General features: G+C 67.3%; 9 protein-coding genes and 1 pseudogene. 7 read left to right on the forward strand and 3 right to left on the reverse strand.

Translation table 11 applies throughout. The features are described from left to right. The 4 genes from SMD10_RS24405 to SMD10_RS24420 all read left to right on the forward strand — a co-directional run. Window positions 1-209, forward strand: a 209-nt coding sequence (locus tag SMD10_RS24405) for a response regulator (RefSeq protein WP_331685736.1), incomplete at its 5' end; no start/stop codon positions are given. 22 nt (window positions 210-231) lie between these two features. Continuing rightward, the gene (locus SMD10_RS24410; protein WP_331688339.1) at window positions 232-1,068 is read left to right on the forward strand and encodes an Hpt domain-containing protein; all 837 of its coding nucleotides are present in this window, start codon (window positions 232-234) and stop codon (window positions 1,066-1,068) included. 38 nt (window positions 1,069-1,106) lie between these two features. Continuing rightward, window positions 1,107-1,574 (forward strand): chemotaxis protein CheW, encoded by a 468-nt coding sequence (locus SMD10_RS24415; RefSeq protein WP_331688340.1) that lies wholly within the window; start codon window positions 1,107-1,109, stop codon window positions 1,572-1,574. 23 nt (window positions 1,575-1,597) lie between these two features. Next, window positions 1,598-1,990: a response regulator gene (locus tag SMD10_RS24420; protein ID WP_331688341.1), complete on the forward strand. Its 393-nt coding sequence runs from the start codon at window positions 1,598-1,600 to the stop codon at window positions 1,988-1,990. 82 nt (window positions 1,991-2,072) lie between these two features. Here the strand turns inward: SMD10_RS24420 and SMD10_RS24425 are convergent, their stop codons facing one another. Then, window positions 2,073-3,344, reverse strand: coding sequence for an Hsp70 family protein (locus SMD10_RS24425; RefSeq protein WP_331688342.1), 1,272 nt, complete (start codon window positions 3,342-3,344; stop codon window positions 2,073-2,075). A 218-nt stretch (window positions 3,345-3,562) separates the two neighbouring features. On the opposite strand from SMD10_RS24425, the gene SMD10_RS24430 reads away from it, so the two are divergent. Then, a complete protein-coding gene (locus SMD10_RS24430) occupies window positions 3,563-4,486 on the forward strand; it encodes a DMT family transporter (protein WP_331688343.1) in 924 nt (307 codons plus the stop codon). A 45-nt stretch (window positions 4,487-4,531) separates the two neighbouring features. Here SMD10_RS24430 and SMD10_RS24435 read toward each other — a convergent pair whose 3' ends face one another. Then, window positions 4,532-5,062 (reverse strand): flavin reductase family protein, encoded by a 531-nt coding sequence (locus tag SMD10_RS24435; protein WP_331688344.1) that lies wholly within the window; start codon window positions 5,060-5,062, stop codon window positions 4,532-4,534. Window positions 5,063-5,216: 154 nt separating this feature from the next. Then, a pseudogene (locus SMD10_RS24440) lies at window positions 5,217-5,819 on the reverse strand (superoxide dismutase). 92 nt (window positions 5,820-5,911) lie between these two features. On the opposite strand from SMD10_RS24440, the gene SMD10_RS24445 reads away from it, so the two are divergent. Together SMD10_RS24445 and murB are read left to right on the forward strand one after the other, a co-directional pair. After that, window positions 5,912-6,577, forward strand: coding sequence for a helix-turn-helix transcriptional regulator (locus SMD10_RS24445; protein ID WP_331688345.1), 666 nt, complete (start codon window positions 5,912-5,914; stop codon window positions 6,575-6,577). A gap of 171 nt (window positions 6,578-6,748) precedes the next feature. Then, window positions 6,749-7,732 (forward strand): UDP-N-acetylmuramate dehydrogenase, encoded by a 984-nt coding sequence (gene murB, locus SMD10_RS24450; protein WP_331688346.1) that lies wholly within the window; start codon window positions 6,749-6,751, stop codon window positions 7,730-7,732. Window positions 7,733-7,965 lie beyond the last annotated feature (233 nt).

The raw sequence follows: 7,965 nt of genomic DNA on the forward strand, positions 1-7,965 counted from the left end.
ACGTGAACATGCCGCGCATGGACGGGCTGACCTTCATCGAGGAGGTGCGCGCCGATCGCTCCAAGCGGGCGATCCCGATCCTGGTGCTGACCACCGAGAGCGATGCCGAGAAAAAGGCCCGCGCACGCCGCGCCGGCGCAACGGGATGGATCGTCAAGCCCTTCGATCCCGTCAAACTCGTCACCGCCATCAACCGCGTCGCAGCCTGAGCGGGAGGAAACGATGGGCGCTATGGACGACATTCGGGCGACATTCTTCGAGGAATGCGACGAGCAGATGGTCGAGCTCGACAAGGGGCTCGCCGGCTTCGAACGGGGCGAGACCGACCAGGAGACCATCGGCGTCGTCTATCGCGCCGTTCACTCCATCAAGGGCGGTGCCGCCTCCTTCGACCTCAACGAGCTGTCGGCATACGCCCGCACCTACGAGGACATGCTGAAGAAGGTCCGCGCCGAGGAACTGGCCTTGACGCCGGATATCCTGGCGGTCTGCCGTCGTGCGCAGGACCTGCTTGGCAAACTGGTCGAAGTCGCCAAGGTCAAGGACGGCCTGGTGGCCGAGCTGAAGACGTTGGCGGGCATCGAGGACGAGGACGAGCCGGCGGACGCGGCCGGCCCCGTCGATGACGGCATGGGCGATATCGAATTCGCGCCGGTGGCCGTCGATCTCGACGACGTTCTCGGCGGCGAGAAGACCTACCGCATCGTCTTCAAGCCGCTGGCCGAGTTCTACACCAACGCGCACGAGGCCACGCGCATGATCCGCCAGTGCCTCGAACTGGGCACCGGCACGGTCTCCTGCGACACGAGCGCGATTCCGCATCTCGCCGAGCTCGATCCGGAGGGGGCCTATCTCACCTTCACCATCGACCTGACCACGGACGCCGGCGAGGGCGCGATCCACGAGGTGTTCGAGTTCGCCGAATGGGATTGCGAACTGGCGGTCGAGGTTCTTGCCGATGCCGCCGACGAGGCCGGGGACATTGACGCCGTCGCAGACCCCGAAATCGCGGCCTTGCTGGCACGCCTTCAGGCCGAAGGGCCGGGCGACAGCGAAACCAAGCATTAAGCCTTGTTGAATAAAGTGGATTGGCGGCGGAGCGAACGATGAGCGAGCACCACGAAAAGGAAAGCGCCGGAGCGCGCGAACTGGTTGCCTTCAGGATCGGCGAGCAGGAATTCTGCGTCGACATCATGTCGGTGCGCGAAATCCGCGGGTTTGCAGCGGCGACGCCGCTTCCGCATGCGCCGCATTACGTCAACGGCGTGATCAACCTGCGCGGCACCGTGCTGCCGATCGTCGATCTGGCGGCGCGCCTCGGCTTCGGCGCGACCCAGCCGACGGCCCGTTCCGTGACCATCGTCGTCGCGGTCGGCGGTCAGGTTGTCGGCCTCCTGGTCGACGGCGTGTCGGACATCCTGACGGTGACGGACGATCTTCTGCAGCCGACGCCGGACGTCAGCTCCGATCTCGCGCGCTCCTTCGTTCAGGGAGTGATGGCGTTCGAGGGCCGGATGATCTCGCTGATCGCCGTCGACAATGTCCTGCCGCCGAAAATGGATCTGGCCGCCTGACGCGGCATTGTGAGGACTCTTCGATGAGCAGCTTCAAAAGCCATCTGAAAGTGTTGATCGTCGACGATCAGCGCACCAGCCGGATGCTGATCCGCGACGCGCTGCAGCAGGTCGGCGTGGAAAACGTGGTCTTCGCCGTCGACGGCGAGGAGGCGCTGAAGACGATGATGACGGCGCCCTGCCACGTCATCATTTCGGACTTCAACATGCCGAAGCTCGACGGCTTGCAGCTTCTGAAGGCGATCCGCTCCTACGGGCCGACCAAGAAGGTGCCGTTCATCATCCTGACCGGCAAGGGCGACAAGGCGTTGGTGCAGAAGGCGGCAGCGCTCGGCGTCAACAACTTCCTGGTCAAGCCGATCAGCGTGCCCGTCCTCCAGAAGACCATGGAAGCCGTTCTCGGCAAGCTGCAGTAGCCGATCCGCTCCGTCCGGCCATCCCGCCGGCTTCGTGATGCCGCCCGCGCCACCCGGCGCGGCCGGTGTGTGGCGTTTACATTCAGGCGAAGCGGCGCGCGGCCTCGATGGCCAGACCGAGACCGACCGAGCCGAAGGCGTCGGACAGGACGATCCGCGCGGCCGGAAATTTCGCCGTGGCCGCGGCCTTCACCGCCGGAACCTGCGCGCCGCCGCCCGTCAGAATGACCGTCTCGATCGCATCGGACGATACGCCGGCCTCCGTCAAAGCCTCCTCGATCGTCGACGCAATGCGGGCCACCAGATCCGCCGCCGCCTCCTCGAAATCGCCGCGGCCGGTCGGGATCTCCAGGCGCAGCTCGCTGTCCTGGTGCCGGATGACCGTCCGATCCGTATCCGACAGGGCGATCTTGGCGGCTTCGACGGTGCCGGCCAGGCGATGGCCGCCGCGATGCTCCAGAAGGTGTTCGAATCGTGCGAGCTTCGCCGGCTCCGCCGCCTCCCGTTTCAGCTCGAAGACGTCGCGCCGCACCTTCTGCGTATAGAGCGTGTTGATGCGGTGCCAGGTGGCCATGTCGTTGAAATACCAGTTCGGCATGATGCGCTTGCCGTCCGCCGTCCTGGAGCCCATGCCGAGAAGCGGCATCACCTTGGCGATCGACAGTTGCCGGTCAAAATCGGTGCCGCCGACATGGACGCCGGTGGATGCCAGGACGTCGCTCAGACGGTTGGCCGCGCCCCCGCGCCGCGGTGACAGCCGCACGACCGAAAAGTCCGAGGTGCCGCCACCGATGTCGACCACCAGGGCCAGTTCCTCGCTGGCGACCTGGGTCTCGTAATAGAGCGCGGCGGCGACCGGCTCGTACTGGAACTCGATGTGGCGAAAGCCCTGGGCGCGGGCGGCCGTCTCGAGCTGGTCCTGCGCCGCGCGGTCGGCGGTTGCGTCGTCGTCGACGAAGTGGATCGGCCGGCCAAGCACGATCCGATCGACGGCCGTCGTCCCGTCCGCTGCGGCGCGCTCTTCCAGACGGCCGTGCAAATGACGCAGAAAGCGGCCGATCAGGTCGACGAAGGTCATCCGCTCGCGCCCGACCTGCGTCGTCTCGGTCATCAGCGACGTGCCGAGGATCGACTTCAGCGCCCGCATGAAGCGCCCCTCGGCTCCATCGACATATTCGGCGATGGCGGCGCGGCCGAAATAGGTGTGCCCGTCCTCCAGACTGAAGAACAGCGCCGACGGGATCGTCGGGCTGTCGTCCTCGACCGGCAGCAGGGACGGCGCACCGTCCGGCGCGCACAGGCCGAGGGTCGAGTTGGTCGTGCCGAAATCGAGGCCGGCGAAGCGCGGGGTCATGGCAGGCTCGCAAGTCGAGGCGCACCCGGCGGAAGCCGGGCGACGGATGGGCGTTGATGGCGGAAGCTGCGCGGTTTAGCCGAAGCCGGCGCAAGAGGAAAGGGCGAGGCGCCGCTTTCACGGATCATCGAAGGCCACGACGACAACGTGACTTGACGCCGCCCGAAGCTTGGCGAATGGACGTCGCACGACATCCAGCTTGCGAGCAGCCAACTCCCATGAGTGCATTCGCTGCGCCGACCACCGAAGGGCGCACCCTGACCCTGTTCGGCATCCTTCTGATGCTGACCGGCTATTTCGCCTTCGCGCTCAACGACGCCATGGGAAAATGGCTGGTGGCGAGCTTTTCCGTGGGCGAGGTGCTGCTGATCCGCTCCTTCGGCTCGTTCGCGGTGCTCGCGCCGATGCTGGTTCGTAGCGGCGCCGATCAACTGCTCCGGCCCGAGCGTCCGGGGCTCCAGGTGCTGCGCGTGGTGATGGCGACGGCCGATACCGGCCTGTTCTATGCGGCCGTGGTCACCCTGCCGCTCGCCGACGTGATGACCTTCTACATGGCCGGGCCGATCTACATCGCGGCGTTCTCCCACCTCTTCCTGGGCGAAAAGGTGGGCTGGCGCCGCTGGCTGGCGATTTTGGCTGGTTTCGCCGGCGTAGTGGTCGCGCTGCGGCCGTCCTCCGCCTCGCTGTCGTGGAACTCCGCCTTCGCCATTGCCGGCAGCATCGCCTTCGCGCTGTCGATCGTGCTCGCCCGCCGTCTGCGCGGCACCCGCGATGCCGCCCTGGTGACCTGGCAGACCCTTGGCGCGCTGGTGGCCGGCGGTTTGCTGACGCTCTGGGACTGGCGCACGCCCGGTTTGGCCGACGTCCTGGCGATGCTGTTGCTCGGCGTGGTGGCCGCGGCCGGCCACATGATGATGACGCGGTCGCTGAAGCTCGCGCCGGCCTCGCTGCTGGCGCCGCTGCAATACACGCTGCTGTTGTGGGCGATCCTGTTCGGCTACGTCTTCTTCGGCGACGTGCCGGCCCGCCAGATGCTGGTCGGCTCCGCGATCATCATCCTCGCCGGCCTGTTCATCTTCCATCGCAAGAAGAAGGTCGACGACCGGATTCCGCCGCGCGAGATCCCACGCACGCTGCATTGAGCTTCCGCCGGGGCGGTGTTGCGGGCGCCCGAGCCGCAACGGGGGTCAGGAGGGCTGGCGGTCGACGAGCGCGCGATAGCGCCGTTGCTGCCAGACCAGCGGCGTGCGATCGGGCGTGAGCTCGATGTCGACCACGCCGCCGGCGCACAGGATATGCGTCGCCGTCTCGATGGTGCCCAGCACCGTGCAGTCCATGGCCGCCACCGCCCCCTGGAGCCGGGGATGGCCCGAGACCCAGGACAGCCAGCGGCCCGTGTCGAATCGGCGCTCCGGATCGCCGCGCCCGGCGAAGGCATCGGCGACGGCCTGCTGGTCCTCGGCGAGCATGGCGAAGGAGAAACCCTGAGCCTTGGCGATGTGATCGGCCAGCCGGCTGGTTCTGTCGATGGAGATCAGGATGGCGGGCGGTTCCACCGACAGCGAAAACACCGAGGTGACGGTGCGGCCCAGGCGCTCGGCTCCCAGCCGCGTGGTAACCAGGCAGGCCGTGGATCCCATCGACGCCATGGCGTCGCGGAAGCTTCGGCTTTCCACAAAGGGCCGCAGCGAAGGCTGGAGGTCGAGGGTATCGGGCATCTGATCGTCGCCTGGTCCGCCGTTTATGAGCCGTCCGTGTCGCTTGCAGGCGATGCGATTCCCCGCGGCGGCCACGGGAGGATCCGAAACTGCGGTACGGCGCCAATGGCGCTGCCCACGTGCGAGATGCGGCATGGGCAGCGCGTCTTCGTGGTCAGCCGAGATTGGCTTCGGCGAACTCGTAGTTCGCGAGCTTGTCGAGGAAGTTGGTCACGTAATCCGGACGCCGGTTGCGGAAGTCGACGTAGTAGCTGTGCTCCCAGACGTCGAGGCCGAGCAGCGGCTTGCCCTCGCCGGTGGCGATCGGGTTGGAGCCGTTCGGCGTCTTCGTGGCCTTGAGCTTGCCGTCGGGGCCGAGGACGAGCTAGGCCCAGCCCGAACCGAACTGGCCGACGGCCGCCGCCTTGAAGGCCTCCTTGAAGGCGTCGACCGAACCGAAATCCTCGACGATCTTCGCTTCGAGCTTGCCGGGGATCGCGCCGCCCGAGGGCGACAGTGCGTTCCAGAAGTGGATGTGGTTCCAGTGCTGGCCGGCATTGTTGAAGACTGGCGCCTGATCCGCCTTGCCGTTGGCGAAGAGGATGATCTCCTCCAGCGACTTGCCCTGAAGCTCGGCGTTCTTCTCGACGAAGCCGTTCAGCGCCGTGACGTAGGCCTGGTGATGCTTGTCGTGATGGAGCTCCAGCGTCTCCTGGCTCATGCCGCGTTCGGCGAGCGCGGCGTGGGAATAGGGCAGGGCGGGCAGTTCGAAAGCCATGGATCGTTCTCCTCTGAAGGCGCCAATGCTTGCAATCCGCAGGCAGTGGCGATAATTTCCAAGTGATGACTTTGAAAATCATCGCGAGGAATATGTCAAGGCTGGACTTGGAAAATACGATCTGGTCGCCGCGAAGCCCGGCGGAGCGCGTCCTGATGGCGCTCAAGATGCATGGCGCGCTGACCGCTGCGGCGCTGGGCCGGCGGCTGGGTACGACCGGAGAGGCGGCGCGTCAGCAGCTCGTGCGGCTTGCCGACGACGGTCTGGTGTCGGCAACGAGTACGCCGTCGGGCGTCGGTCGGCCGACGCGGACGTGGAGCCTGACGGCCGAGGGGCAATCGCGATTTCCAGATACGCACGCCGCGCTGACGGTGCAGCTTCTCGAGATCATCGGCCGGAGCCTCGGCGAGGCGGCCCTCGATCGCATCATCGCGCAGCGCGAAGCCGATACGCGCGCCGCCTACGAGACCGCGATGGCGGAGCGCGGCAGCTTGCGCGACCGAGTGGCGGTGCTCACCGCGCTGCGGTCGGCCGAGGGCTATATGGCCGACTGGCGGGACGCCGAGGACGGCTCGATCCTGCTCACCGAGAACCATTGCCCGATTTGCGCCGCCGCCACCGTCTGCCAAGGCTTTTGTCGGGCCGAGCTGCAGGTGTTCCAGGCGGTGCTCGGGTCGGGGGCGACGGTCGAACGCACCGAGCACATCGTCCAAGGCGGCCGGCGCTGCACCTACGTTATCCGCGAGACCGACGCGTGAGGTCCTGGCGGTTCCCGATTTGACCTGCGGTCGGCCGGGGCTGCCGTCGCAGGGCCTCGTCTTCGGCGGCGCCACGCTGTAACACGTCTTCAACCGCCCGGCCTTTCACGCACATGAGAGCGCACGGGCGGAATGGGATGGCGGCGGACCCACGCGACATTGGATGACGGCATGGACGTGATTTCAGACTACGACCTGACGGGCCACAACACGTTCGGCCTCGCCTCGCGGGCCGAGTTCGGGGCCATCGTTGCCGAGCGCGGCGACGTCGCGGAGCTGGCGGAGTTCGCCGCCTCGCGCGACCTGCCGCTGCGCATCGTCGGCGGCGGCAGCAACCTCCTCCTGCGCGAGCGTATCGACGGCGTCGTCGGCCTCATGGCGACGAGGGGCAAGACCATCGCGGAGCGCCAGGACGGGCAAATTCTGGTGACGGCGCAAGCCGGCGAGGACTGGCCGGCGTTCGTCGAATGGTCGGTGGGCCAGGGCCTGGGCGGGCTCGAAAACCTGGCCGGCATTCCCGGCACCGTGGGCGCCGCGCCGGTCCAGAACATCGGCGCCTATGGCGTCGAGCTCAAGGATCGCTTCCGTGCGCTGACCGCCTACGACCTCGTGGATCGCCAAGAGCGCGTGTTCGAGCCCGGCGAGTGTGGGTTCTCCTACCGGCAGAGCGTCTTCAAGAGTACCGGCCGCTTCGTCATCCTCGACGTCACACTGGCGCTGCCCGAGCCGTGGCGGCCGATCCTCGACTATCGGGGCCTCGACGATCTTCCCGCCGGCGTCGACGCGCGCGCGGTGATGGAGCGGGTGATCGCGGTGCGTCGCAGCAAGCTGCCGGACTGGCGGGTGCTCGGCAATGCCGGCTCGTTCTTCCACAACCCCGTGGTTTCGCTGGAAACCGCCGAGCGGATCGACGGCGTGCCGCGCTATCCCCAGGCCGACGGCCGGGTCAAGCTGTCGGCCGCCTGGCTGATCGACGCCTGTGGCCTCAAGGGCCTGCGCCAGGGCCGAGCCGGCGTGCACGACGGCCATGCCCTGATTCTGGTGAACCACGGCCATGCCACCTATGACGAGGTCTCCGGCCTCGCCGCGAGGATCCAGGCGACCGTCCGCGAGCGCTTCGGCGTGGACCTCGTCCAGGAGCCGATCACGGTCTGAGGCCGCCGCGCGGTCCGGGGACGGCGAGCGGGTGTGGTCCGTTCGAACGTTATCCACCTTCTCCACCGCTTACGTCGTCATCCTCGGCCGCCGGGCCGAGGATCCAGGCCTTGCGGCATTTGCGAGCGGACGCTGTGGACTGTTGGTCCCGCCCCAGCGGCGGTGGACGCGGCGTCTCTGGATCCTCGGGACGGAGCCCGAGGATGACGACCTGGGGATAGGGATGCGCCAAA

Source organism: Consotaella aegiceratis (assembly GCF_036541425.1).
Lineage (GTDB): Bacteria > Pseudomonadota > Alphaproteobacteria > Rhizobiales > Rhizobiaceae > Consotaella > Consotaella aegiceratis.

What these genes read in the sequence shown, in the direction of transcription:
- SMD10_RS24410 (WP_331688339.1), top strand. Translation starts at nt 232, where the DNA reads ATGGACGACATTCGGGCGACATTCTTCGAGGAATGCGACGAGCAGATG.
- SMD10_RS24415 (WP_331688340.1), top strand. Translation starts at nt 1,107, where the DNA reads ATGAGCGAGCACCACGAAAAGGAAAGCGCCGGAGCGCGCGAACTGGTT.
- SMD10_RS24420 (WP_331688341.1), top strand. Translation starts at nt 1,598, where the DNA reads ATGAGCAGCTTCAAAAGCCATCTGAAAGTGTTGATCGTCGACGATCAG.
- SMD10_RS24425 (WP_331688342.1), bottom strand. Translation starts at nt 3,344, where the DNA reads ATGACCCCGCGCTTCGCCGGCCTCGATTTCGGCACGACCAACTCGACC.
- SMD10_RS24430 (WP_331688343.1), top strand. Translation starts at nt 3,563, where the DNA reads ATGAGTGCATTCGCTGCGCCGACCACCGAAGGGCGCACCCTGACCCTG.
- SMD10_RS24435 (WP_331688344.1), bottom strand. Translation starts at nt 5,062, where the DNA reads ATGCCCGATACCCTCGACCTCCAGCCTTCGCTGCGGCCCTTTGTGGAA.
- SMD10_RS24445 (WP_331688345.1), top strand. Translation starts at nt 5,912, where the DNA reads ATGTCAAGGCTGGACTTGGAAAATACGATCTGGTCGCCGCGAAGCCCG.
- murB (WP_331688346.1), top strand. Translation starts at nt 6,749, where the DNA reads ATGGACGTGATTTCAGACTACGACCTGACGGGCCACAACACGTTCGGC.